Origin of the sequence: Sediminicoccus sp. BL-A-41-H5 (assembly GCF_050632405.1) — a bacterium.
In the GTDB taxonomy this organism is placed as follows: Bacteria; Pseudomonadota; Alphaproteobacteria; order Acetobacterales; family Acetobacteraceae; genus Roseococcus.
Genome location: NZ_CP192601.1, coordinates 3,785,175 through 3,807,781 on the forward strand (window position 1 = coordinate 3,785,175; position 22,607 = coordinate 3,807,781).

Below are 22,607 nucleotides of genomic sequence, written 5' to 3' on the forward strand. Positions count from 1 at the left end.
ATGACCCGCACCCGTCCCCGAATCGCCTCCAGGCTGCTCCCGCTCGGTACGGCGCTCCTCCTCGCCGTGGCCGTGGTGCCCATGGCCGCCGCCCAGCCGCGCCCGGGCGCCGCGCCCGAGGGGGCGGCGGCGCCGCCGACCGGCAACCGCATCCTCGCCGTCGTGAACGGGGACCCCATCACCCAGGCCGAGGTCAACTCACGCTCGCGCCTCTTCGCGCTGAACGTGGGCATGGGCGTGGCACCGGAGATCCTCACCCGGCTGCAGCCCCAGGTGCTCCGCCTCGCCGTGGATGAGCGCCTGCGCATCCAGGAGATCCAGCGCCGGCGCATCGGCGTCACCGACACCGACATCGCCGAGGCCATCGCCGACATCGAGCGGCGCAACAACCTGCCCCCCGGCTCCATGCGGAACCAGCTGCGCAATGCCGGCATCCAGCCGCGCGTGCTCTTCGACCAGATCCGCGCGCAGATCGGCTGGGGCCGGCTGCTGCGCCAGGCGCTGGGCCCGCTCGGCGAGATCAGCGAGCAGGAGGTGGCCGATGCCATCGCCTCCCGCCGCGCGCAGGAGGCGCAGGCCGAATACCTGGTGAGCGAAATCTACCTGCCGGTGGACGACCCCGCGAACGAGGCCGAGGTGCGCCGCTTCGCGGATGAGGTGATCGGCCAGATCCGCCGTGGCTCGCCCTTCCCGGTGGTGGCCTCGCAGTTCAGTCAGGCGCAGACGGCGCTGGGCGGCGGCGATGTCGGCTGGGTGGGTATCAGCCAGCTTGACCCGGAAGTGGCGGGCATCGTCACCCGCATGCCGCCCGGCGCGGTCAGCAATCCGATCCGCGTGGCGGGCGGCTTCCAGATCATGACGCTGCGGGCCCGGCGCGAGGGCGGGACGGCGGCGCAGCTCTCGACCATGCTGACCATCCGCCAGATCTTCACGCCCTTCGACCGCCCGCTCGACCCGACGGCGCCGACGGAGCAGCAGCGCGCGGCGGTGGAGCGCGCGCAGCGCCTTTCGCAGACCCTGCGCGGCTGCGAGCAGGTGGACGCGCTCCCCCGTTCGAGCGACCGGCCGACCGATCCAGGGCCGATCCGCCTCGAGGGCCTGAACCCCCCCGCGCTTCGCAGCATGCTGGGCAGCCTCGCCATCGGCCGGCCGAGCCAGCCGGTGATCGCACCCGATGGCGTGCTGCTCCTCATGGTCTGCTCGCGCGAGCAGCGGAACTTGAACGAGTTCACGCCCGACGCCGCGCGCCAGCAGATCCTGCGTGATCGCGTGGAACTGCTCTCGCGCCAGCTGCAGCGCGACCTGCGCCGCCGTGCCGTGATCGAGATGCGTGTCTGAGCTGACGCCCCTCGCCGGCGTCGTCGGCAAGTACGGCCTGGATGCCCGCAAGGCGCTGGGCCAGCACTTTCTGCTGGACGAGACGCTCTGCGCCCGCATCGCGCTGTTGCCCGGCGACCTCACGGGGCGGCATGTGCTGGAGGTGGGGCCCGGCCCAGGCGGGCTGACCCGCGCGCTGCTGGGCAAGCCCCTCGCGCATCTCACCGCCGTCGAGCTCGATGAACGCGCCATCGCCGCGCTGGAAGAGGTGGTGGCGGCGCATCCGGACCGCCTCACCGTGCTGCGCCAGGATGCGATGACATTCGACGGCGTGGCGGCGCTGCCCGCGCCCCGCCAGGTGGTGGCGAACCTGCCCTACAATGTCGGCACGCCGCTCCTGATCGGCTGGCTGCGCGAGGCCGCGTCCTGGGAGCGGCTGACGCTGATGTTCCAGGAGGAGGTGGCCTTCCGCATCACCGCCGCCCCCCAGACCGAGCATTACGGGCGGCTCGCCGTGCTTTCGCAATGGGTGGCGCAGTGCATGATCGGCCTGCGCCTTCCGCCCGGCGCCTTCCGCCCGCCGCCGCGCGTGCATTCGGCCGTGGTGGTGATCACGCCCCATGCCGAGCAGCCGCCGCCCGAACTGTTCCGCGCGATGGAGCGCGTGACGGCCGCCGCCTTCGGCCAGCGCCGCAAGATGCTGCGCGGCGCGCTGAAATCGCTTGGCGGCGCGGAGGCGCTGCTGGAGCAATGCGGCATCGCGGGCGAACGCCGTGCCGAGGAACTGCCCGTCAGCGCCTTTGATGCACTCGCCCGCGCGGTGCTGGCGCGGGGCACCTGACCCTCCCTGGCGCCGCCGCGCGATCCGATTCAGGATGCGCGGGTCCAAGATTCCGGAGGAACACACATGAAGCGCCTGCAGATCGGCGACGTCGCCATCACCAGCCTCATCGAGCGCGACGGTCCCTGGCGGCGGCCTGAGGATTTCTTCCTCAACTATGACAGCGCGGCCAAGGCCGCCGATGTGGCGAAGCTGGCGCCGGAGGTCTTCGACCGCGCCTCGGGCAAGATGGTCATCACCTACCAGACCTTCGTGGTCCGCACCGGCCGCCACACCATCCTGGTGGACACCTGCACCGGCGAGGACAAGGGCTATGGCCCGCCCATGGACTTCCCGAAGCAGCCCTGGCTGGACGCGATGGCTGCCGAGGGGCTGACGCCGGCCGATATCGACTACGTCTTCTGCACCCACCTGCACATCGACCACAGCGGCTGGAACACGAAGCTCGTGAACGGTGAGTGGGTGCCGACCTTCCCCAACGCCAAGTACATCTTCCACAAGGGCGAATACGCCGCCTGGGAGGCGCTGGAGCGCGAGGGCAAGGAGCGCATGGGTGGCGCGGGCGGCGTCTGGCGGATGAATTGCGAGCCCATCGTGAAGGCCGGCCAGGCGCTGCTGGTGGATGAAAGCTTCACGCTGGATGACTGCATCAGCCTCATCCTGACGCCCGGCCATTCGCCCGGCCATGTCTGCGTGAAGATCAGCAGCAAGGGCCAGACCGCGATCATCGCGGGCGACATGATGCACCACCAGCTGCAATGCCTGGACCCCACCATGTCCACCATCTTCTGCTGGGACCCGCATGCGGCGGCCGAGAGCCGCAAGCGCGTCTTCGAGGAGGTGGCCGAGACCGACACGCTGCTGCTGCCGATCCATTTCCCGACGCCCACCGCCGGCCGACTGAGGCGCGCCGGCGGCAGCTATGACTGGGTCTTCGCGCGGTAGCGCGCGTCAGTTCGACCCGGCGAGCCAGGCGCGGATCTCCGCGCCGTGCTCGTCGAGGTCGGGCGTGCGGCTGCGCAACGTGGCGGGCGTGCCGCGCAGCTTGAGCGGCGAGGAGAGGGTGCGGATCGCGCCCCGCTCGGGGTCGTTGATCTCCGCCGAAACACCGCGCGCCACCGCCTGCGGATGCGCCAGCGCCTCATCATAGGCGAGCACCGGCTCGGCCGGGATGCCGGCGCCGCCCAGTGCGTCCAGCCAATGCGCGCTGTCGCCTGTCATGAACGCGTCCTGCAGCAGCGGCACCAGCGCGTCATTGTTCCGCACGCGGTCGGCATTGGTGGCGAAGCGCGGATCGGCGGGCAGATCGGGCAGGTCCAACAGGTCGCAGAGGCTGCGCCAGAAGGCGTCCTTGTTCGCACCGATGGTGATCCAGCCATCGCGCGTCCGGAACACGCGATAGGGCGAATTGCCGCGATGCAGCTGCCCCATGCGCTCAGGCCGCGTGCCCTGGCTGAAGACATGCGCCGCCTCATAGACGCCGAGCGCGAGCCCCGCCTCGAAGAGCGACTGGTCGATATGCTGGCCCAGTCCCGTGCGGTGTCGCGCCATCAGCGCCGCCAGGATGGCGCTGGTGGTGAACATCCCGGCCGTGAGGTCGGTGATGGCGACGGGCAGGCGATAGGGCTCGCCATCGGGCGGGCCATTGCCGGCCATGAGGCCCGACATGCCCTGCGCCATCATGTCGAAGCCGCCATGCTGCGCCCAGGGCCCCGTCTGCCCGAAGCCGGAGATGGAAGCGACGACGAGCCGCGGATTGGCGGCATGCAGCGCCTCCCACCCGAAGCCGGCGCGGGCCAGTGCGCCAGGCCGGAAATTCTCCACCAGCACGTCGGCCCGCTTGACGAGCTGCCACAGCACCTCGGCATCCGCGCGCGACTTGAGGTCAAGCGCGATGCTGCGCTTGTTGCGGTTCCACAGCGCGAAGGGCTGGCTGCGGCCCTCCACGAAGGGCGGCATGCGCCGCGCCTCGTCGCCCTCGGGCCGCTCCACCTTGATCACCTCGGCGCCGAGGTCGCCCAGCATCATCGTGCAGTAGGGACCTGACAGGAAGGTCGTCAGGTCCAGCACCAGCAGGCCATCGAGCGCGCCGCTCATTCGGGGCGGAGCCCGGCATCCGTCGCGATGCGCGTGAGCAGGGCGCGCTGGTCGCTGACAAAGCGCGTGAAGTCCGGTCGGGACTGGAAGGCGGCCTCCATGCCGAGGGCCGCGAGGCGCGTGCGGATCTCGGGCATGGCCAACGTCCGCTGCGCCGCATCCTGGATGCGATCCAGGATGGCGGGCGGCGTGCCGGTGGGTGCCCAGAGGCCGATCCACTCGACCAGCTCGAAGCCGGGCAGGGCCGCCTCGGCCACCGTCGGCACATCGGGCAGCACGGACATGCGCGCGGCGGAGGAGACGGCCAGCGCCCGCAACTGCCCGCCTTGCACCAGGCCGACGGCAGAGGGCGCCGTCGCGAAGTTGAACTGCGTGTCGCCCGCCAGCACCGCCTGCGCGCCCTGGCTGCCGCCGCGATAGGGCACATGGGTGGACTCGATCCCCGCGCGCTGCACGAAAAGGAAGCCCGAGAGATGCGAGGCCGTGCCGATGCCGGCACTGGCCCAGGAGACGCGGCCGCCCTGCTCGCGCTGCCGCGCGATGTAGGTGCGGAGGTCCGAAGCGCGCTCATTCGCCGGCACGATCATGATGAGCGGCATGACCGACATGCGCGCGATGGGCGCGAAGTCGCGCTCATAATTGAAGGGCAGGTTGCGGATCAGCATGTGGTTCAGCGCATGCGCGGACGGGTCCGCCAGCAGCGTGTAACCATCGGGCCGCGCCTGCGCGACCATGGCCGCGCCGATGGTGCCGGCGCCGCCGGTGCGGTTCTCGATGACGAAGGGCTGGCCCAGGATCTCGCCCATCGGTCCCGTCAGCACGCGCATCGTGGCGTCCGTGCCGCCGCCCGGCGCATAGGGGATGATCAGGCGGATCGGCCGGTCGGGGAAGGGCGCCTGGGCGAGGGCGGGTGCCGCGAGCGTGCCAAGCGTGGCGAGGGTGGCGACGCCCTTCAGGAATGTCCGTCTCATCTGTTGTTTCCTCCCAGTTGTTGTTGTCGTTGTCGTGCGTGGTCAGGGCAGTCCGTTGCGGCCGTGCTTCAGATAAGGCGGCCGCTCGGAAAGCCGCTCGAAATAGGCGCTGACATGCGGATAGTCGGGCTTGTCGAAGCCCTTCACCGCGAACCAGCGGTTGACGACGAGGCCCATCGGAATGTCGGCCAGCGTGAAGCCCTCCCCGCAGAGGAAGGGCCGGCCATCGGCCAGCTCGCCATCCAGCAGGCCGATCGCATGCGTGAAATCCTTCCGCCCCTGTTCGACGAACCAGGGGTTGTTCCAGGGCGCTTCCTGCAATTGCCCACCCAGGAAGGCGCCGCGCATGGCATGCGTCAGGTCATAGGCGACCCAGTCCATCCATTGCTCGACGCGCACGCGCTTTTCGGGCGGCGAGGGATAGATCCACTCGGCACCATGCTTCAGGCACAGATAGCGCATGATGGCGTTGGACTCGCGCAGCACGAGATCGCCATCCAGCACCACGGGGATCTGCGCGACGGGATTGAGGCGCAGGAATTCGGGCGTGTGGGTGGGCGTGAAGCCGCGCCCCCAATCCTCACGGGTGTAGGGCAGGGCGATCTCGTCGCAGAGCCAGAGCAGCTTGCGGACATTGAAGGAATTGGGGCGCCCAAGAATGCGGAGCTTCTCATCGGCCATGGAAGACAGCCTCCCGCTTTTCGGCGAAGGCCCGCTCGGCCTCGCGGTGATCTTCGGTGAACCATAGGCGCGCGAAGACCTCGGCGGCCAGCTTGCGCGCTTCGGCGCGCGGCAGGTCGAGCGCGGAGAGCGCCTGCTTAGCGCCGCGGATGGCGAGGGGGGCCGCGGCTTCGAGGCCGGCGGCGAGGCGAAGCGCGGCCTCGCGCGCATTCCCGGCCACCAGCTCGACCAGGCCCATGGCCTGCGCGGCCTCGGCGGTCAGGCGCTCGCCCGTCAGCAGGAGGCGCATGGCGGTGCCGCGGCCGACCCGGGCCGCGAGGCGCTCCGTGCCGTCCCAGCCGGGAATGATGCCAAGGCGCAGCTGCGGGAAGCCCAGCACGGCACCGGCGCCGGCCACGCGCAGGTCACAGGCGAGAGCGAGCTCGGCGCCGCCGCCCAGCGCATAGCCGTCAATCGCGGCGATGACCGGCAGCGGGTGCGCCTCGATCGCGTCCAGCAGCGCGCGTGCGGCGCCGAAGACGCGCTCCAGCGCGGCCGCGTCCTCCAGCGCGCGATAGGCCTTGAGGTCTCCTCCCGCGCAGAAGAAGCGGCCGGTCCCGCAAAGGATGACGCAGTTCAGCGTCTCGTCCCGCACCGCGTGGTCGAGCCGCGCGCGCAAGGCCAGGATGGTCGCCTCGTCCAGCGCATTGCCGGCGGCGGGCCGGTCGAGCGTCAGCAGCAGGGCGCCGCCCGCGCGCTCCTCCCGCAAGCCGGGTTCAGTCACGCTCGACGACATGGATCAGAACCCCGCCCATCGCCTGTGGGTGGCAGAACCCGATCCTCGCGCGGCGCGAGCCGGGGCGGCCCTTGAGGTCGATCATCGGCAGGCCGGCCGCGTGCAGATGCGCGAGGGTCCGGTCAATATCGCGCGACTTGAAGGCGATGTGGTGCAGCCCCGCGCCCCGGCTCGCGACGAAGCGCGCGATGGCGCCCTGGTCCTGCCGCGTATTGCCCGACGTGCCGTGCGAGACCTGCCCCGATTGCGCGGGGTCGAAGTTCTGCAGGAACTCCAGTTCGCAATCGCCGGTCGTGATGAAGGCGACGCGCAGGCCGCCCACCGGCACGGGCGGGCGCGTGTGATAGACCACGCCGTAGCGGTCGGAGGTGAAGCTCTCGACGGCGATCTGCACCTCCATGTCGGTCTGCTGGCTTTCCAGCGGGCAGCCCAGGCGCTGGCAGAAGGTGGCGATGGCGGCCTGGTTGTCGGCGCTGGCGATGCCGATGTGGTCAATCCGGTCCACCCAGCCGGATCGCCCGACGCCCATGCGCAGCGCGGGCGAAAGCCGCACGCGCACGCCCGAGCACTGCGCCGGGTCCAGCGCCACGGCGCCGCCCGGGGCCGCGTGGGTGGCGAAGCCCGCCTGCGCCAGCGCCGCGCTTGCCGCGGCCGGATCCTCCGTCGCGAAGGCGATGTGGTGCACGCCCGGCTGCGTGCCCGCGCCGAGGAAGGGATCCTCCGGGGCGAAGAGTGCCAGCGCCGTCTCGCCGATGGCGAAGCAGGGTGCCGTGTGGCCCGCGAAGCGCAGATCCTGGCGTGGCAGTTCCAGCAACTCGCCCAGCACGCGCGAGGCGGCTGCGACATCCCTGGTGGCGAGCGCGATATAGGCGAGGCCGAAGCCTGTCATGCGGTGGTCCTTCCCTCGGTGATTTCGGTCTTGGGCGGGGCGGCGAACTGCCCCACCAGGCTGTCCAGATGCGCGTTGCTCAGCGCCATCGCGGCCGCCGCGTCGCCCTTGGCGATGGCGGCGAGGATGGCGTCATGCTCGGCGATGGAGGTCTGCGGCAGCTTCGGCACGCGGCTCATCGCGGCCTGATAGCGGCGCAGGCGCGCGCGAATCTGCGCATACATGCCGGCGAGGATGGCGTTGTCGCCCGCCGCCACCAGCGCCTCGTGGAATTCGGCGGCGAGGCGGCCGTAGCCCGCCATGTCACCCTTCACCACCGCCTTTCGCATGCGCCCCGCCAGCGCCTGGAGGCGCTCCATCACCACGGGGTCGCGCCGGCGCGCGGCGGCGCCCGCGGCAAAGGCCTCGATCGCGGCGCGCACGCCGAACAGCTCGCGCAGCTCTTGGTCCGAGAGCGGCCGGACCGAGGCGCCGCGATGCGGCGAGAGATCGAGCAGGCCTTCCTGCGCCAGGATGCGCAGCGCCTCGCGCAGGGTGACGCGGCTGGTGCCGGAGCGCAGGACGAGTTCGGCCTCGACCAGGCGGGCGCCGGGTGCGATGCGGCCCTCCAGGATCTCCTCCCGCAGCCAATCAGCCAGGCGGTGCGGCAGGCTTTCGGGGCGGGCGAAGGGCTTGGCGGTGGGAATGGCCCCTGATCCGAAGATTGTTAGTCAATCCTCGGTGTAAAGGACCGGACAAGTCAAGCGATCATTCCGGCAGGATCAGCGCGCCCTCGGCGGCCAGCGCCGCGATCTCCTCCGCCGTGAAGCCACCCTCTTCCAGCACGGCGTGGCCATGCTCGCCATGCGCGGGGGCGGGGCCGTCCACGCGGCCCGGCGTGGCCGAGAACCAGGCGGGCATTCCTGGAAAACGCATGGTTCCGTGCCGCGTCTCCTGCTCGATGAAGAAGCCGGTGGCGGCGAGGTGCGGGTCACGCAGCACATCCTCGGTGCTGTTCACGGGGGCGGCGGGGATGCCGGCTTCCGCGAAGCCCTCCAGCCACTCGGCGGTGGTGCGGGTGGCCAGCGTGGCGGCCACATGTCCGTAACACGCGTCGATGTTCTGCGAGCGGCCCTTGAAGCTCTGGAAGCGCGGATCCTTCGACCAGTCGGGGTGGCCGATCAGCGCGAAGAAGGCGCGCCATTGCTTGTCGGTGTAGACCAGTGCGGCGATCCAGCCATCCTTCGTGCGGTAGGGCCGCCGCTCGGGGGAGGCGGCGCGGGGATAGACGGGCGGGCCCATGGGCGGCTCGAAGAGGGCGCCGTTGATGTGATCGGTCAGCACGAAATTCGCCATGGTCTCGAACATGCCGACCTCGATCTCCTGCCCCTCGCCGGTACGGGCGCGATGCAGCAGTGCCATGAGGATGGCGTAGAGCACGGTGAGGCCGGAGACCTTGTCCGCCACCAGCGTGCCGGAATAGCTGGGCGTGCCCTGCATGCGCTGCTGGATGCCCGCCATGCCGCTGATCGCCTGGATGATGTCATCATAGGCCGCATTGGGCGCATAGGGCCCGCGGCGCGAGAAGCCATAGACATTGGCATAGACGATGCGCGGATTGACCGCAGCGACATCGGCATAGGTGAGGCCAAGCCGCGCGATCGCATCGGCGCGCATCGCATGCACGAAGACATCGGCCGAGGCCGCGAGCCGCAGCAGTGCCGCGCGCGCGGTGGGCTTCTTGAGATCGAGCGCGAGGCCGCGCTTGCCGCGGTTGAGGTTGAGGAACATGGCACCCTCGCGCGGCGCCTTCATCACCGGCACTTCGCGCGTCGTGTCGCCCTCGGGCCCTTCCACCTTGATCACTTCGGCTCCGTGATCGGCGAGGATCTGCGTGCAGAAGGGGCCCATCAGCACGGCCGTGAGGTCCAGGACCTTCAGGCCTGCCAGCGCGCCGAAGCCGCGCCCGGGTTGCGTGGTCATGGCGGGTTCTCCTGCAGGGCACGTTCCAGGACTTCGCGTGCGGACGGTGCAGCGATGGCGAGGATACGGCGGGTGCGCTCGCGCTCACTGGCGCCGCGCAGATCGGCCACGCCATGCTCGGTGACGACGACATCCACATCCGAGCGCGGCGTGGTCACGGGGCCGGAAAGCCGCGCCACGATGCGGCTCGATCCATCCGAGGCGGTGGCCGGCAGCGCGATGATGGAGGCGCCGCCTGGGGAGCGGGCGGCGGCGCGGGCGAAATCCGCCTGGCCGCCGACGCCGCCGATGACATTCGCGCCGATGCGTTCGGCATTCACCTGGCCGGTCAGGTCCACCTCCGCCGCCGCATTGATGGCGAAGAGGCACGGCAATTGCGCCAGCACCACCTCGTTATGCGTATGACGGGAGGGCTTGAGCGCGATGGCCGGGTTGCGATGCGCGAAGCGGAGCAGTTCCGCGCTGCCGACCAGCGTGGTGGTGACGGAGATGCCTGGATCGAGCGGCTTCAGCGCATTGGTCATGACCCCCGCTTGCATCAGCGCCATCGCGCCATCGCCCAGGATGCCGGAATGCAGGCCGAGGTCGCGGTGATGCAGCAGCGCCGCCAGCACTGCCTCGGGCAGGGCGCCGAGCCCGGTCTGGATCGTGGCGCCATCGGGGATGAGGGCGGCCACATGCGCACCGATGGCGCGTTCCACGGCATTGGGCGCCGCGCGCGGCAGCAGACAGGGCGTGCGGTCGCTCTGCCAAACGGCATCCAGCCGCGCGGTGGGGATGCGCGCATGCCCGCCCGTGTCAGGCACATGCGGGCTGACCTCGGCGATCACGGTGCGCGCGCGCGCCACCGCCGCATCCATGTAGTCCACACAGGGCCCAAGGCTATGCGTGCCGGCCGCATCGGCTGGCGGCAGCAGCAGCAGCGCGACGTCGCAGCGGATCTGCCCCGTTGCGATCATCCGATGCACCTGGCCGCCATGGACCGGCAGCACCTCCAGCACGCCGGCACTCGCCAACGCGCGAAACGTGCCGAGGCCGCCCAGTCCGCGCATGGCGATGTGATCCGCATGCGCAGGCCGGAGAACGCGCGCGAGGCCCGTGCCGAGGAAGACGCTGACGCCGCCCAAGGCGGCGCGTTGTTCCACCAGCGCCTCCACCAGCGAAGGCGGCTCGCCCGTCACCTGGCCCCAGAGGATGTGATCCCCTGTGCGGATATGTCGTGCGAGGTCCAGGCTCAATAGGATTTGGGCTGGCCGAGCACGCGCTCGGCGATGTGCGAGAGAATCAGCTCGCGCGAGACGGGGGCGATGCGCGGGATCAGGCTTTCCCGCAGGTAGCGCTCCACATGGTATTCCTGCGCATAGCCCATGCCGCCATGTGTCATCACCGCCGTCTCGCAGGCGCGGAAGCCCGCCTCGGCGGCGAGATACTTGGCCGCATTGCTCTCGGCGCCGCATTCCTGGCCCGCATCGTAGAGGCTGGCGGCCTTCCAGACCATGAGCTCGGCCGCCTCCAGCTCCGCCCAGTTGCGCGCGAGCGGGTGCTGAATCGCCTGGTTCTGGCCGATCGGGCGGCCGAAGACGCGGCGCTCTTTCGCATAGTTGGACGCCTTGCGCAGCGCGGCGCGGCCGATGCCCACGGCCTCGGCGGCGATCAGGATGCGCTCGGGGTTCATGCCGTGCAGGATGGCCTGGAAGCCGCGGCCTTCCTCGCCGATGCGGTCCTCCATCGGGATTTCGAAGCCGTCGAAGAAGACCATGTTCGAGTCCACGGCATGCCGGCCCATCTTCTCGATGAGCCGGATCTCCACCTTGCTGCGATCGATCTCCGTGTAGAACAGCGTGAGGCCGTCCGTCTTGCGCCGCACCTGGTCGAGCGGCGTGGTGCGGGCCAGCAGCAGCATCTTGTTCGCCACCTGCGCGGTGGAGATCCACATCTTCTGCCCATGCACCACGTAGCGGTCATTGTGCCTTTCGGCCCGCGTCTTGAGCTGCGTGGTGTTGAGGCCGACATCGGGCTCGGTCACGGCGAAGCAGGGCTTGTCGCGCCCCGCGATGAGCGGCGGCAGGAAGCGCTGCTTCTGTTCCTCGCTGCCGAAGATGACGACGGGGTTGAGGCCGAAGATGTTCATGTGCAGGGCCGATGCGCCGGACATGCAGGCGCCGGAGGCCGCGATGGCCTCCATCATCAGCGCCGCCTCGAAAATGCCCAATCCGCCGCCGCCATATTCGGTGGGCATGGCGATGCCGAGCCAGCCGCCCTGCGCCATGGCAGCGTGGAAATCATGCGGGAAGACGCCCTCGCGGTCCTTCGCCAGCCAGTATTCGTCGGGGAAATCGGCGCAGATGCGGCTGATCTGTTCGCGGATCGCGGCCTGCTCGGCCGAGAGGGTGAAGTCCATGGCGTTTCCTTCCCAGTGCGCCAAGCATGCGGCGCGGCGGCGCGCGCGTCAACGCGGCGCTTGACGCATGCATTCGCAAAACCATAGCATGTTCGCATAAACGAACGCCTGAGGGCAGGCGCTGGAGGAAACATGGTGCTTCTGACGCCGATCCGGCGCCGCGCGCTGCTGGCCGCACCCGCCCTGTCGCTCGCGGCCCCGGCACTGGCGCAATCCTGGCCCGACCGCCCCTTGCGGCTCGTCGTCGCCTTCCCCGCCGGCAGCCTCACCGATGTGCTGGCGCGCCTGCTGGCCGAGCCGCTCGGCCAGCGCCTGGGCCAGCCCGTGGTGGTGGACAACCGCGCGGGCGGGAACGGGACGGTCGGCACCATCGCGGTGCAGCAGGCGCCGCCCGACGGCAACACGGTGCTGATCATCAGCACCAGCGCGGCCTCGGTGAATCCGCACATCATCCGCCGCCTGCCCTTCGACCCGGTGCGGGACTTCACGCATATCGGCGCCATCGCCGAGGCGCCCTATCTGCTCGTCGTGCCCGCATCGAGCCCGGATACGAGCCTCGCACAGCTGGTCGATCGCGCCAGGGCGCGGCCTGGGGAGCTCACCTTCAGTCACGGCAATGCGAGCGCGCTCATCATGACCGAGGTGATGGCCCGCCGCGCCGGCGTGCGCCTCAACGCCGTGCCCTATCGCGGCGGGGCGGAGGCGCTGACCGATGTTGCCGCAGGACGCATCGACTGCACCTTCACGGATTTCGCCAACGGCCTGGCCCAGGCGCAGGGCGGCCGCGTGCGCGGCATCGCGCAATCCGCCGGGCAGCCCACGCCGCTCGCGCCCGAGGTGCCGCCGGTCGCGCAGGTGGTGCCGGGCTATGACATCAATGTCTGGTTCGGCCTCTCCGCACCCGCCGGCACACCCGAACCCATGGTCCGCCGCTGGAACGAGGCGCTGAACGGCGCGCTGCGCGATGAGGCCGTGGTGGGCCGCCTGCGGCAGTTGGGTTTCCTGCCCTTCACCCAGACGCCGGAGCAGTTCAGCGATTACATCCGCACGCAACTCGCGAGCTGGGGCGAACTGGTCCGCATTGCAGGCGTCGAGCCGCAATAGTGGATGGCGGGTTCACGCGTGCCGGACCGCGCTCCGTCGCGCGCGTGCTGGATCTGGTCGCCCGCCTCGCCGCCGTGCCGGAGGGGGTGACGCTCGCCGCGCTCGCCAGCGCCATGGGCGCGCCCAAGACCAGCCTGCTCGGCCTGCTGCGTGGCCTGGCGGCCGAGGGCTATGCCATCCAGCAGGAAGCGCGTTGGCGCCTGGGGCCGGAGGCGGTGGGCCTCGCGCGCGCGATACTTTCGGCCGCCGGCGATGGCGATCTGGTCAACGCCGCGCGCCCCACGCTGGAAGCGCTGGCCAGCGCGGTGGGCGAGACGGCGATGCTGGCCGTCCTCGCGCCGGATCGCCGCGCCATGGTCTATGCCGACAAGGTGGAAAGCCGCACCGCGCTGCGCTTCGCGGCCACGGTGGGCGATGCGCGGCCGATCCATTGCACCGCCTCCGGCCGCGTCATGCTGGCCTTTCTGCCACCGCCCTGGCCGGCCGAATTCCTCCGCACCGCGCGCCTCACCGCCCATAGCCCGGCCAGCGTGACCGATCGCCGCGCGCTGCGACGCATCGTCGCCGAAACGCGCGAGCAGGGCTTCGCCGTCACGCTGGGCGAAGCGACGGAGGGCGTTGCAGGGCTGGCGGCCCCCATCTTCGACGCGCGGGGCGAGGTGGTGGCGGCCATCGTTCTCGCCGGCCCCATCGCGCGGGTCGAGCCGCGCCTCGCCCTGCTCTCCCGCCGCGTACGCGAGGCGGCGACGCAGATCTCCCGCCGCCTCGGCCATCGTCCCACCTGAAGGAACCCCCATGCCCGGTCTGCACTACGAGGAATTCACCGAAGGCCAGGTCTTCGAGCACGCGCTCTCGCGCACCGTGACCGAGGCCGACAACATGACCTTCAGCCTGATGACGCTGAACCCGCAGCCGTTGCACATCGATCGCCACTTCGCGGAATCCACCGAATGGGGCCAGCCGCTGTTCAACAGCCTGATGACGCTGGGCATCATGATCGGCATGTCGGTGAGCGACACCACGCTCGGCACCACCATCGGCAATCTCGGCATGACGGAGGTGCGCTTCCCCAAGCCCGTCTTCCATGGCGACACGCTGCGCTCGCGCACGCGCGTCGTCGCCAAGCGCGAAAGCCGCTCCCGCAGCGACGCGGGCCTGGTCGAGTTCGAGCATGAATGCCTGAACCAGCGCGGCGAGATCGTCGCCACCTGCCGGCGCATGGCCTTCATGCGCAAGCGGCCGGTGCCCAAGGGGGAACCCGCGTGATGCGCAGCTGGCTCTTCGTCCCCGGCGACAGCGAGCGGAAGTTCGCCCGCGCCGCGGAAGGCGAGGCGGATGCGCTGATCCTCGACCTCGAGGACAGCGTGCTGCCCGCGAACAAGGTGGCTGCGCGTGGCATGACGCACGCGATGCTGCAGGCCCAGCGCGGCCGGCAGCAGCGCTGGGTGCGCGTGAATGCGCTCGACACCGGGCTGACGCTGGCGGACCTCGCCGCCGTCATGCCGGCGCGGCCGGATGGGATCGTCCTGCCGAAATGCGCCGAGGCGGGGCAGGTGCGGCAGCTCGGCCACTGGCTCGATGCCTTCGAGGCGGCGCATGGGCTGGCGGCGGGCTCCACGCGCATCCTGGCCATCGCGACGGAGACGGCGGGCTCGCTCTTCGGTCTCGGCAGCTACGGGCAGGCGGGGCCGCGCCTCGCCGCGCTGACCTGGGGGGCGGAGGACCTCTCCGCCGATATCGGCGGCCTCGCCAATCGCGCGGAAGGCGCCTGGCTCGGCGTGTATCGCCTGGCGCGGGAGATGTGCCTGGCGGGTGCGGCGGCGGCCGGCGTGCCGGCCATCGACACCGTGCATGTCGAGATCAACGACCTGGACGGCCTGGCTGCCGATGCGCGCACGGCGCGGCGCGACGGCTTCGCGGGCAAGATGATCATCCACCCGAGCCATGTCGCCGCCACCAACGCCGCCTTCACGCCGGCGCCGGAGGAACTCGACTGGGCGCGGCGTGTGATCGCCGCCTTCGCCGATGGGGGCGCAGGGGCGACGCGGATGGATGGCAAGATGCTGGACCGGCCGCATCTGCGCCTCGCCGAACGCTTGCTGGCCCAAGGGGGAACGCCATGAAACGCCGCCACGTCCTCGCCCTTTCGGCGCTGGCCACGCCGGCCCTGGCCCCCTCGGTCTTTGCGCAGGAGGAATGGCCACAGCGCCCGGTGCGGATCATCGTGCCGGCCGCCGGTGGCGGCAGCAGCGACCCGATCGCGCGGCTCCTGGCGCAGGCCTATGCGGCACGTTTCGGCCAGGCATTCGTGGTGGAGAACCGGCCGGGTGCCGCCGGCAATGTCGGGATGACGGCGGCCGCCCGCGCCGCGCCGGATGGCCACACGCTGCTGTTTGCCTTCGCCGGCCCCCTGGCCACCAACCTCGCCCTCTATCGCGACCTGCCGTTCCAGACACAGCGCAATTTCGACGCGATCGTGCGGATGGGCGGCGTGCCCAATGTGCTGGTGGTGGGGCAGGGCTCGCCGATCCAGAACCTGGCCGATTTCGTGGCGCGGGCGAAGGCGCGGCCGGGCTCGCTGGCCTATGGCTCGACCGGCAGCGGCAGCTCCATGCACCTGGCGGGCGCGCTGCTCTCCGAGGCGGCGGGGCTGGAGCTGAACCATATCCCCTACAGCTCGCCCGCAGCGGCGACGACGGATCTGATCGCCGGGCGGCTCGATTCCATGTTCCTGGGCGCGCCGGGCACGGTGCCGCTGCTGCGCGGCGGGCAGATCCGTGCGCTGGCCGTGCTGGCCGAGCGCCGCGCCCGCGTGATGCCCGAGGTGCCGACGGCGATCGAGCAGGGGCTGCCCGGCGTTGTGATGGGCACCTGGTTCATGCTGCTGGCGCCTAAGGGCACGCCGCCGCGCATCATCCAGGCGCTGAACGCGGCCGCGAACGAGGCGCTGGCCGGGCCAGGGCGGGAGACGCTGGCGCAACTGGGCCTGGAGCTGGAGGAGGGGGCGGCCGGCGGCACGCCCGCCGATGCGGAGCGCTTCCTGGCGAGCGAAATCGCGCGCCATGCGGAGATCGTGCGCCGGGCGGATATCCGGATCGAGTAGGGAGGATATCGGGGCGAGAGGATTCGAACCTCCGACCTCCTGCTCCCAAAGCAGGCGCACTACCAGGCTGTGCTACGCCCCGTCACGCGGCTGTTTAGGCGCGCGCGGGCAGCGCTTCAAGCGGGCGGCAGAACCTTGCCGGGATTCATCCGGCCCCCGGGGTCCAGCGTCGCCTTGATGGCGCGCATCAGATCGAGCGCCACGGGCGATTTCAGCTTGGCCATGGCGGCGCGCTTGGATTGCCCGATGCCATGCTCGGCCGAGAAGCTGCCGCCCAGTTCCACCGCGATCTCGCCGATCAGCCCCTCGAATTCCGGGGCCCGAGCCTGCCATTCGGCATGGCCCATGCCGGCCGGCGCCTGCAGCGAGAGATGGATGTTGCCATCGCCCATATGGCCGAGGGCGATCATCCGCCCCTCGGGCCAGTTCCCGTCGATCAGCGCCTGGCTGCGCTCCAGGAAATCCGGGATGCGCGAGACCGGGACCGAGGTGTCGGTGGACAGGCCCGGGCCCTCCATGCGGGAGCAGGTCGGGAAGGTCTCGCGGATATTCCAGAGGTTCTGGCGCTGCGCCTCGCTCTCGCAGATCACGACATCCTCGGCCTCGCCCGCCTCGATCGCTTCCATCAGCGCCGATTCCAGCGCCTCCCGCACCGGGATGGCGGCATGCGTGCTGGCGGCCTCGATCAGGCAGTACCAGTCGGTGGAGAGCTCCATCGGCTGGCGGATATTGGTGCCGTGGCGCAGCGTGATGTCGATGCAGATCTTGCGGATCAGCTCGAAGGCCACGAGTTCCGCGCCGCTTTCCTGGCAGCGGGCGAGAAGTTTCAGCGCCTCGCGCGGGGAACGGACCGCGACCATCGCGGTCTCGCGCTTGGCGAGCTGCGGGAAGAGCTTGAGCGAGGCCGCGGTGATGACGCCGAGCGTGCCCTCCGCACCGATGAAGAGGTGCCGCAGCGCGTAACCCGTATTGTCCTTCCGCACGCGGCGGAGATCATCCAGCACGCGGCCATCGGGCAGCACGACCTCCAGCCCCAGCACCAGGTCGCGCGCATTGCCGTAGCGCAGCGTGCGGATGCCGCCCGCATTGGTGGAGAGCGCGCCGCCCACCATGGCCGAGCCCTGGGCGCCGAAATGCAGTGGGAAGAACCGCCCCGCCTCGGTGGCCGCGTTCTGCACTGCCTCGATGGTGCAGCCGGCTTCGGCGGTGATGGAATTGTCGAGCGGGTCCACCTCGCGCAGGCGGTTCATGCGCTCCAGGCTCAGCACCACGCTGGCCGGACCCTGGGCGATCGGCACCACCGCGCCGGCCAGCGAGGTGCGGCCGCCGGCCGGAACCACGCAGAGGTCGAGCTCGGCGCAGAGCCTGAGGGCCGCGCTGACCTGGCCCGTATCGGCCGGGCGCAGCACGGCGACGGGCTGCCCGTGATAGACGCCCCGCCAATCCACCGCATAGGGGGCGATGTCGGCCTCCGCGCGCAGGCAGGCGGCGGGGCCGAGGGACTGGGTCAGGGCATCGAGCGGGGACATGGCCGTATCGCAGACCCGGGAGGCGCCCACGTCAAGGAGTTGACCCGAGCGCAAGCCGCATGGACCATCCCATGCAACCCGGGAGGATCGCGGCATGGACGAGACGGATGTGGTGGTGGTGGGCAGCGGCTCGGCCGGCAGCGCGCTGGCGGGGCGGCTCAGCGAGGATCCGCGCATCCGCGTGACGGTGCTGGAGGCCGGCGCCCGCGACACGAATCCCTGGCTGCACGTGCCGATCGGCTACGCCAAGACCATGTACCACCCGACCATCAGCTGGAACTACCAGACCGAGGCGGAGGCCGAGCTGCATGGCCGCTCCGTCCCCTGGCCGCGCGGCCGGGTGCTGGGCGGATCTTCCGCCATCAACGGCCTGATCTACATCCGCGGCCAGGCGGCGGATTACGACCATTGGCGGCAGCTCGGCTGCACCGGCTGGGCCTATGAGGATTGCCTGCCCTATTTCAAGCGCTCGCAGAACCAGGAGCGCGGCGGCGACGAATTCCACGGCCAGGGCGGCCCGCTGACGACGAGCGACCTGCGCGACAAGGGCGTGCTGCCCCAGGCCTTCATTGATGCCGCGCTGGAACTGGGCTTCCCCCGCAATGACGACTTCAACGGCGCGGACCAGGAGGGTGCGGGCTGGTACCAGGTGACGGTGCGCAACGGCTTCCGCTGCTCGGCCGCCACCGCCTATCTCAAGCCCAATCTGAAGCGCCCGAACCTGCGCCTCATCACCGATGCGCAGGTGCAGCGCCTGGTGATCGAGGGCGGGCGCGTGACCGGCGTGGTCTATCGCGTGGGCGGCGAGGAACGCACCATCAAGGTGACGCGCGAGGTGGTGCTGAGCGCGGGCGCCATCAACTCGCCCCAGGTGATGATGCTCTCGGGCCTCGGCCCGGCGCAGCATCTCGCCGAGATGGGCATCGCCGTGCAGCGGGACATCCCGCAGGTCGGCCAGAACCTGCAGGACCACCTGCAGGCGCGGCTGATGTACCGCGCCAACCAGAACGTCACGATGAATGAGCGCGTGAATTCCTGGATCGGCATGGCGAAGATGGGCATCGAATTCGCGCTGACGCGCGGCGGGCCGCTCAGCTTCGCCGCCGGCACCTCCGGCCTCTTCGCCCGTGTGCTGCCGCAGAGCGCCACGCCCGACGTGCAATTCCACTTCATCCCCTGGAGCGCCGACAGCGTGAAGGAGGGGCTGCACAAATTCCCGGGCTTCACCATCAGCGTCTGCCAGCTGCGCCCCGAAAGCCGCGGCGAGATCAGGCTGGCGAGCCCCGACCCCATGGCCAAGCCGCATATCCATGCGCGCTATCTGACCAGCGAGACGGACAAGCAATGCATGGTCGAGGGCGTGAAGCTGGCCCATCGCCTGGCCGAGACCAAGGCGCTCGGCCGCTTCGTCGAGGCGCCCTATGCGCCCCCGGCCGGCGCGGGCCGCGATGACGCGACGCTGCTGGATTTCGTGCGCCGCAACAGCGGCACCATCTACCACCCCACCAGCACCTGCCGCATGGGCGAGGATGCGGGCGCGGTCGTGGACACGCAGCTGCGGGTGAAGGGCGTGGAGGGGCTGCGCGTGGCGGATGCGAGCATCATGCCCACGGTGGTGAGCGGCAACACAAATGCGGGCTGCATCATGATCGGCGAGCGCTGCGCCGACTTCATCAAGCGGGCCGCGTGATGGCCCGCTTCGACGCCATCATCATCGGCGCCGGCATGTCCGGCATGTTCCAGCTCATCCGCCTGCGCGAACTCGGCATGAGCGTCCGCGTCTTCGAGGCGGGCACGGGCGTCGGCGGCACCTGGTACTGGAACCGCTACCCCGGCGCGCGCTTCGATTCCGAGAGCTATTCCTACGGCTTCTCCTTCGACCCCGAGCTGCTGCAGGAATGGAGCTGGTCCGAGCATTTCGCGCCCCAGCCGGAGACGCTGCGCTACCTGAACCGCGTGGCCGAGAAATACGACCTCCAGCGCGACATCCAGTTCAACGCCGAGGTGAAGTCCGCGGATTTCATCGGCGATGGATGGCGCGTGACGCTGGCCGATGGGTCCATGCATGAGGCGCGCTTCCTGATCACCGCCATCGGCGCGCTCTCGGCCCATACCCTGCCGCGCATCGAGGGGATCGAGAGCTTCCGGGGCCCCTCCTTCCACACGGCCCGCTGGCCGAAGGAGGGCGTGGATTTCGTGGGCAAGCGCGTCGCCGTCATCGGCACCGGCGCCACGGGCGTGCAGACCATCCAGGAGGTGGCGAAGACGGCCGGCCACCTCACCGTCTTCCAGCGCACGCCCAACTGGTGCACGCCGCTGCACAACAGCCGCATCACCGAGGAGGAGCAGGCCCGCATCAAGCAGGGCTACCCCGAGATCTTCGCCCGCTGCGCCGAGACCTATGCCTGCTTCCTGCACACGGCCGACCCGCGCAACACCTTCGATGTCCCGAAGGAGGAGCGCGAGGCCTTCTGGGAGAAGCTCTACGCCTCGCCCGGCTTCGGCATCTGGGTCGGCAATTTCAAGGACAGCTACACCGACCCCGCCGCCAATGCCGAACTCTCCGCCTTCATCGCCCGCAAGATCCGCGAGCGGGTGAAGGACCCCAAGGTGGCGGAGATGCTGATCCCGAAGAACCACGGCTTCGGCACCCGCCGCGTGCCGATGGAGACTCGCTACTACGAGGTCTACAACCAGCCCAATGTCGAGCTGGTGGACAGCAAGGCGACACCCATCACGCGCATCACGCCCCAGGGCCTCTCCACCATCGAGCGCGACTTCGAATTCGACATCATCATCTACGCCACCGGCTTCGACGGCCTGACCGGCGCCTTCGACCGCATCGACATCCGCGGCCGCGATGGCCGCTCGCTGCGCCAGGACTGGGCCAGCGGCGCGCGCACGCTGGTGGGCATGCTGGCGGAGGGCTACCCCAACATGTGCATGCTGCTGGGGCCGCATACGGCGCTGGGCAACATTCCGCGCAGCATCGAATACAATGTGGAATGGGTGACGGCGCTGCTGCGCCACATGCAGGCGCAACACCTGACGATGGCCGAGGCGCGGCCCGAGGCGGTGGAGGCTTGGATGCAGCACGTATTGGAGTGCTCCATCGGCCTGCTCTCCAACGAGGTGGATTCCTGGTTCACCGGCGTGAACAAGAATGTCGAGGGGCGGCAGGTCCGCACCCTCTCGCGCTACAGCGGCAGCGCGCCGGCCTATCGCGCCCGCGGCGAGGCGATTGCCGCGGGGGGCTATGCGGAGCTGCGGTTCAGCCCTGCATCCGGATCGGTGTCAGATCCTGCATCCAGCTCTGTGCCTGCGTGAAGTTCTGCACCCGGCGGGAGAGGCCGCGCGGGTTGGTGTCATGCACCACCCAGATCCACATGGCCTGATCCACCAGCCGCGAATGGAGCCGCGCCAGCACGCGGTTCTGCGCCTCGATCTCGAAGGTGTTGCGCGCCTCCACCACGAGCGCGTCCGCCACCGGATCCTGGTAGTTGCCCCAGTTGAAGCCGCCACGCACGCGGCCCGCACCGTAGCTGGGGCCGAGCAGGCCGATATCCGGGTCCCAGAAGGCCCAGGAATTGTTGTTGGCGTGCAGGCCGCGATTCTCCGGCGCCTCGGCACCCAGGCGGCGGCGGCCGCGCAGCGCCTCCCAATCCATCACTTCGAATTCGAGCTCGATGCCGACGGCGCGGAAATTCTGCTGGATCGCCTCGTTCATCGGCATGGGCTGCATCTGGCCCGAGCCGGTGGGGGCCACGATGAACTTCGTGCGCACCGGATTGGCGCGGCTGAAGCCGGCATCCGCCAGGAGGCGGCGGGCGCGATCCGGGTCGTAGCCGATCTGGAAGCTGGGGTTGCCGAACCAGGGATGCCCCTCGGTGATCATGCCCTTGGCCGGCAGCGCGAGGCCGCCCAGCAGCTGCACCAGCGCCGCGCGATCAATCGCGAGGTTCGCCGCCTGGCGGATGCGTACGTCCCGGAACGGGGAACCCTCCACGAAGGAGAGCTGGTGGCACCAGATATGCGGATAGGCATTGGTGACCACCTGATGCCCGGCGGCACGGATGCGCGGCACCGCATCGGGCGGCGGCGCCTCGATGAAATCCACCTGGTTGGAGAGCAGCGCCGCCACGCGCGTGAGTGAGTCCGGCATGGGGATCAGCGCCAGCCGGTCATGCTGGGGGATGCGCGTCCGGTCGAAATGGCCGGAGTTGCGCACCATCTCGAGCCGCTCGCGGGGCACGAAGCGGTCCGCGATGTAGGGGCCGGTGCCGGAGGGGCGCTGGGCGAAGCGTTCCCAGTTGCGCCCCACCTCCTCCCACCGCGCCGGCGAGGAGTAGAAGATGTTGGCCATGAGATAGGGGAAGACGGCGTCCACCACCTTGGTCTCGATCTCGATGGTCATGGGGTCGCGCACGCGCCAGCGCTCGATGTTGCCCGAATAGAGGCTGCCCTGCGCGGCCTGGGCGCGGTCGAATTGCGGCGCGTCGCGGTCCAGCAGCTTGCCGAGGTTCCAGGCCACGGCCTCGGCATTGAAGGGCGAGCCGTCATGGAAGCGCACGCCGGGGCGGATGCGGAAGATCCAGAGCTTCTTGTTCTCGCCGTCCACCGTCCAGGATTCGGCGAGGCTGGGTCGCAGGGAAGCCGCGCGGTCGGCGCGGGTCAGGTCCCAGGCGATGAGCGGATCATAGAGCGTATAGCCGAGGAAGCGGTTGCCCTCCGCGCCCTGGCTCGGCTGGCCGGTGGTGAAGGGGATGTCGGCCACCGTCATGCCGACGCGCAGCGTGGTCTGGGCCTGGGCCGAGGCGGCGGTGGGGGCGGCCATAGGGCCGGCGGCGGCGAGGGCGGCACCCGCCGCCAGGAGGTCACGACGATGCATTCGGGTCTCCCATCGCGGAATGTTCCGCTGGATGGAGGCTGGCATGCGT

Annotated in this window: 22 protein-coding genes and 1 tRNA gene; 11 read left to right on the forward strand and 12 right to left on the reverse strand. The window is 70.2% G+C overall.

Annotation, left to right across the window (positions count from 1 at the left end; all coding sequences use genetic code 11):
* From ACQ860_RS18530 to ACQ860_RS18540, 3 genes are all read left to right on the forward strand, one after another.
* Positions 1-1,338, forward strand: coding sequence for a peptidylprolyl isomerase (locus ACQ860_RS18530; protein WP_431304814.1), 1,338 nt, complete (start codon positions 1-3; stop codon positions 1,336-1,338).
* Positions 1,331-2,158 (forward strand): 16S rRNA (adenine(1518)-N(6)/adenine(1519)-N(6))-dimethyltransferase RsmA, encoded by an 828-nt coding sequence (rsmA, locus tag ACQ860_RS18535; protein ID WP_431304815.1) that lies wholly within the window; start codon positions 1,331-1,333, stop codon positions 2,156-2,158. Before ACQ860_RS18530 ends, rsmA begins: the two co-directional genes overlap by 8 nt.
* A gap of 66 nt (positions 2,159-2,224) precedes the next feature.
* Entirely contained in the window at positions 2,225-3,103 is an 879-nt protein-coding gene (locus ACQ860_RS18540) for an MBL fold metallo-hydrolase (protein ID WP_431304816.1), read from the forward strand.
* A 6-nt stretch (positions 3,104-3,109) separates the two neighbouring features.
* Here ACQ860_RS18540 and ACQ860_RS18545 read toward each other — a convergent pair whose 3' ends face one another.
* From ACQ860_RS18545 to ACQ860_RS18570, 6 genes are read right to left on the reverse strand one after another with little or no spacing between them, the layout of a single operon-like run.
* The gene (locus tag ACQ860_RS18545) at positions 3,110-4,255 is read right to left on the reverse strand and encodes a CaiB/BaiF CoA transferase family protein (protein WP_431304817.1); all 1,146 of its coding nucleotides are present in this window, start codon (positions 4,253-4,255) and stop codon (positions 3,110-3,112) included.
* A complete protein-coding gene (locus ACQ860_RS18550; RefSeq protein ID WP_431304818.1) occupies positions 4,252-5,226 on the reverse strand; it encodes a Bug family tripartite tricarboxylate transporter substrate binding protein in 975 nt (324 codons plus the stop codon). The genes ACQ860_RS18545 and ACQ860_RS18550 overlap by 4 nt, the downstream gene beginning before the upstream one ends.
* Positions 5,227-5,268: 42 nt before the next feature.
* Positions 5,269-5,907: a glutathione S-transferase family protein gene (locus tag ACQ860_RS18555; RefSeq protein ID WP_431304819.1), complete on the reverse strand. Its 639-nt coding sequence runs from the start codon at positions 5,905-5,907 to the stop codon at positions 5,269-5,271.
* Positions 5,897-6,670 (reverse strand): enoyl-CoA hydratase/isomerase family protein, encoded by a 774-nt coding sequence (locus tag ACQ860_RS18560; RefSeq protein ID WP_431304820.1) that lies wholly within the window; start codon positions 6,668-6,670, stop codon positions 5,897-5,899. Before ACQ860_RS18560 ends, ACQ860_RS18555 begins: the two co-directional genes overlap by 11 nt.
* The gene (locus ACQ860_RS18565; protein WP_431304821.1) at positions 6,663-7,571 is read right to left on the reverse strand and encodes a VOC family protein; all 909 of its coding nucleotides are present in this window, start codon (positions 7,569-7,571) and stop codon (positions 6,663-6,665) included. The genes ACQ860_RS18560 and ACQ860_RS18565 overlap by 8 nt, the downstream gene beginning before the upstream one ends.
* Positions 7,568-8,152: a GntR family transcriptional regulator gene (locus tag ACQ860_RS18570; protein WP_431305780.1), complete on the reverse strand. Its 585-nt coding sequence runs from the start codon at positions 8,150-8,152 to the stop codon at positions 7,568-7,570. The genes ACQ860_RS18565 and ACQ860_RS18570 overlap by 4 nt, the downstream gene beginning before the upstream one ends.
* Between ACQ860_RS18570 and ACQ860_RS18575 the strand changes: the two genes are divergently transcribed.
* Positions 8,048-8,266, forward strand: coding sequence for a hypothetical protein (locus ACQ860_RS18575; RefSeq protein WP_431304822.1), 219 nt, complete (start codon positions 8,048-8,050; stop codon positions 8,264-8,266). The two genes, ACQ860_RS18570 and ACQ860_RS18575, sit on opposite strands and share 105 nt — an antisense overlap.
* Positions 8,267-8,318: 52 nt before the next feature.
* Here ACQ860_RS18575 and ACQ860_RS18580 read toward each other — a convergent pair whose 3' ends face one another.
* From ACQ860_RS18580 to ACQ860_RS18590, 3 genes are read right to left on the reverse strand one after another with little or no spacing between them, the layout of a single operon-like run.
* Positions 8,319-9,533: a CaiB/BaiF CoA transferase family protein gene (locus tag ACQ860_RS18580; protein ID WP_431304823.1), complete on the reverse strand. Its 1,215-nt coding sequence runs from the start codon at positions 9,531-9,533 to the stop codon at positions 8,319-8,321.
* Entirely contained in the window at positions 9,530-10,771 is a 1,242-nt protein-coding gene (locus tag ACQ860_RS18585; RefSeq protein WP_431304824.1) for an acetyl-CoA hydrolase/transferase family protein, read from the reverse strand. The genes ACQ860_RS18580 and ACQ860_RS18585 overlap by 4 nt, the downstream gene beginning before the upstream one ends.
* Positions 10,768-11,934, reverse strand: a complete 1,167-nt coding sequence (locus tag ACQ860_RS18590) for an acyl-CoA dehydrogenase family protein (RefSeq protein ID WP_431304825.1) — start codon at positions 11,932-11,934, stop codon at positions 10,768-10,770. Before ACQ860_RS18590 ends, ACQ860_RS18585 begins: the two co-directional genes overlap by 4 nt.
* A 132-nt stretch (positions 11,935-12,066) precedes the next feature.
* On the opposite strand from ACQ860_RS18590, the gene ACQ860_RS18595 reads away from it, so the two are divergent.
* From ACQ860_RS18595 to ACQ860_RS18615, 5 genes are read left to right on the forward strand one after another with little or no spacing between them, the layout of a single operon-like run.
* Complete coding sequence (locus ACQ860_RS18595; protein WP_431304826.1) at positions 12,067-13,038, forward strand: Bug family tripartite tricarboxylate transporter substrate binding protein; 972 nt, start codon at positions 12,067-12,069, stop codon at positions 13,036-13,038.
* The gene (locus ACQ860_RS18600) at positions 13,038-13,823 is read left to right on the forward strand and encodes an IclR family transcriptional regulator (protein WP_431304827.1); all 786 of its coding nucleotides are present in this window, start codon (positions 13,038-13,040) and stop codon (positions 13,821-13,823) included. The genes ACQ860_RS18595 and ACQ860_RS18600 overlap by 1 nt, the downstream gene beginning before the upstream one ends.
* Before the next feature lie 10 nt (positions 13,824-13,833).
* Positions 13,834-14,304 carry a MaoC family dehydratase gene (locus ACQ860_RS18605; RefSeq protein ID WP_431304828.1) on the forward strand — a complete coding sequence of 157 codons (471 nt, stop codon included), beginning with the start codon at positions 13,834-13,836 and terminating at the stop codon, positions 14,302-14,304.
* Positions 14,304-15,161: an HpcH/HpaI aldolase/citrate lyase family protein gene (locus ACQ860_RS18610; RefSeq protein WP_431304829.1), complete on the forward strand. Its 858-nt coding sequence runs from the start codon at positions 14,304-14,306 to the stop codon at positions 15,159-15,161. Before ACQ860_RS18605 ends, ACQ860_RS18610 begins: the two co-directional genes overlap by 1 nt.
* Positions 15,158-16,141 (forward strand): Bug family tripartite tricarboxylate transporter substrate binding protein, encoded by a 984-nt coding sequence (locus tag ACQ860_RS18615; RefSeq protein ID WP_431304830.1) that lies wholly within the window; start codon positions 15,158-15,160, stop codon positions 16,139-16,141. The genes ACQ860_RS18610 and ACQ860_RS18615 overlap by 4 nt, the downstream gene beginning before the upstream one ends.
* Positions 16,142-16,149: 8 nt before the next feature.
* Here the strand turns inward: ACQ860_RS18615 and ACQ860_RS18620 are convergent.
* Together ACQ860_RS18620 and ACQ860_RS18625 are read right to left on the reverse strand one after the other, a co-directional pair.
* A tRNA-Pro gene (locus ACQ860_RS18620) sits at positions 16,150-16,223 on the reverse strand.
* 34 nt (positions 16,224-16,257) lie between these two features.
* The gene (locus ACQ860_RS18625; protein WP_431304831.1) at positions 16,258-17,670 is read right to left on the reverse strand and encodes an FAD-binding oxidoreductase; all 1,413 of its coding nucleotides are present in this window, start codon (positions 17,668-17,670) and stop codon (positions 16,258-16,260) included.
* Positions 17,671-17,764: 94 nt separating this feature from the next.
* Here ACQ860_RS18625 and ACQ860_RS18630 point away from each other — a divergent pair, with 94 nt between their 5' ends.
* On the forward strand, positions 17,765-19,360 hold the full coding sequence (locus ACQ860_RS18630) for a GMC family oxidoreductase (RefSeq protein ID WP_431304832.1): 1,596 nt from the start codon (positions 17,765-17,767) through the stop codon (positions 19,358-19,360).
* Positions 19,360-20,997: a flavin-containing monooxygenase gene (locus tag ACQ860_RS18635; protein WP_431304833.1), complete on the forward strand. Its 1,638-nt coding sequence runs from the start codon at positions 19,360-19,362 to the stop codon at positions 20,995-20,997. The genes ACQ860_RS18630 and ACQ860_RS18635 overlap by 1 nt, the downstream gene beginning before the upstream one ends.
* On the opposite strand, the gene ACQ860_RS18640 is transcribed toward ACQ860_RS18635, so the two are convergent.
* Entirely contained in the window at positions 20,942-22,558 is a 1,617-nt protein-coding gene (locus tag ACQ860_RS18640) for an ABC transporter substrate-binding protein (RefSeq protein ID WP_431304834.1), read from the reverse strand. The genes ACQ860_RS18635 and ACQ860_RS18640 overlap by 56 nt on opposite strands.
* Between the last annotated feature and the right edge of the window lie 49 nt (positions 22,559-22,607).